This is a genomic window from Mesorhizobium sp. B1-1-5, assembly GCF_006443065.1.
GTDB lineage: Bacteria > Pseudomonadota > Alphaproteobacteria > Rhizobiales > Rhizobiaceae > Mesorhizobium.
This window is the reverse complement of sequence record NZ_VFWS01000315.1, coordinates 1-1637: the sequence shown is the minus strand read 5'-3', so window position 1 is coordinate 1637 and position 1637 is coordinate 1. Positions and strand designations below refer to the sequence as shown.

The 1637-nt window shown below is 61.7% G+C and carries 2 protein-coding genes; both read left to right on the top strand.

The genetic code is table 11. From position 1 onward, the window contains the following. The first annotated feature begins 80 nt into the window (after positions 1-80). Positions 81-1109 (top strand): amidase, encoded by a 1029-nt coding sequence (locus tag FJ980_RS30835; protein ID WP_181181366.1) that lies wholly within the window; start codon positions 81-83, stop codon positions 1107-1109. Continuing rightward, positions 1110-1376 carry an amidase family protein gene (locus FJ980_RS30830; RefSeq protein WP_140547340.1) on the top strand — a complete coding sequence of 89 codons (267 nt, stop codon included), beginning with the start codon at positions 1110-1112 and terminating at the stop codon, positions 1374-1376. Positions 1377-1637 lie beyond the last annotated feature (261 nt).

Sequence of the window (1637 nt, the reverse complement as noted above, 5' to 3'; positions counted from 1 at the left end):
CCGGCCGCAATGCGGTCGGTCCGGTGCGTTCGCTCTAAGGTCGTCATATGAATAGCAGCCCTTGCCGGTCCATCGAGGAGATGAGCGAAAAGATCGCTGCCGGCCTGTCGCCCGTGGAAATCATGGAGGGTTGCCTCGATCGCATCCAGGAACTGAATGAACACATCAAGGCGATGATTTTCGTGGCCGAAGCTGATGCCCTGGACGCCGCGCTTCAGGCCACACGCGAAATCAGATCCGGTCACAGGCGCGGCCCGCTGCATGGCGTGCCGATCGCGGTCAAAGACGTTATCGAAGTCAAGGATTCGCCGACAACGGCTGGATACCGGTTGTTTCGGGATCACGTCGCGACGGAAACGGCAACATGCATTGCCAATCTTCAGGCGGCCGGCGCCATCATCATCGGCAAGACGAACCTGCACGAACTGTGCGTCGGCGGCCACGACAATCCTTGGCACGGCAAGGTCGCCAACCCGCTTGATCCGGACCGTGGGACAGGTGGCACGAGCAGCGGGTCGGCCGCAGCGGTCGCGGCCGGTTTTTGCCTGGCAGCGGTTGGCACGGACAGCGGCGGGTCAAACCGATCCCCGGCTGCTGCAACCGGCTTGTTCGGTTACAAGCCGACGAATGATCTGATCGCCGTGCAGGGCGTCATGAGCATAGCGCCTTCGCTGGACTGCGTCGGCGTTCTTGCACGCTCGGTCAGGGACGTTCGCCTGATGACCGAGGCGCTTGCCGGAAAACGGCTCGCCCCGTCGGCAAGCGGGGGCAGCAAAACGACAACGGGCATCACGATCGGCATCTGCCCCGAACTGCTTGGCGCTCACGTCGACACGTCAGTCGATATCGCGTTGGCTACCATGCTCGATCGTCCTGAAGTGCGCACGGTCGAGCTCACCTTCGACGACAGGGAGGCGTTCGTTGCCGCGGGACTGACAATCCTCCAATGTGAGTTCGCGCGAATCTACCGCAATGCAATCGAGCAGAAGCCGGACATGGTCGGCGACGCGGTTCCCTCATTCCTGCAGGGCGGCATTCGCAGCCATGCCGGCGCCTATGCTAGCGCCATCGAAATCCGTAACGGCGTGCGAGGCCGGTTTCTGGAGTAAATCGCGGGCCTGGACGCTTTTGCCATTCCTACGGCGCCTGGATCGGCGCCGCGGCTTTCCGACGAACTTACCGAGGTGAATGGGGAAATGGTGCCGTGGGGACTGGCCGGCGGCCGCTTCCGCCGCTGGGCAAATATGCTTGGCATGCCGGCGTTGGCTATTCCTTTGCCGGTTCCTGACGGGCTTCCGGTGTCGGTGCAACTGGCCGCAGGTCCGGGTCAGGACGCCGGTTTGCTCGATCGCGCCGAACTGTTGCCAAGCAACTGACCTCAGTTCCGCCAACTCGCTGAAAGTTCATAACCTCCAGGAATAAACTTCCTTCGCGCGCCTCTTGGAACATCCGACCCTTGCCATTAATCTTGGCGTTCGCAGCTCGCTGTTTCGGCACAGCGATCAGCTGCCTGGCAAGGTAAGCGGGCATGAAATTTGGCGAAAAGGACACCGTCACGAAGGAGGCAGAGTTTACGCCTCGCGAGATCGAGGTCTTCGCTTCGGTCATGCTGCATGGAACAACCACCAAGGCGGCCG

Bases quoted from the DNA above. Each gene is read 5' to 3' on its own strand.
- FJ980_RS30835 (WP_181181366.1), top strand. From the start codon at position 81: ATGAGCGAAAAGATCGCTGCCGGCCTGTCGCCCGTGGAAATCATGGAG.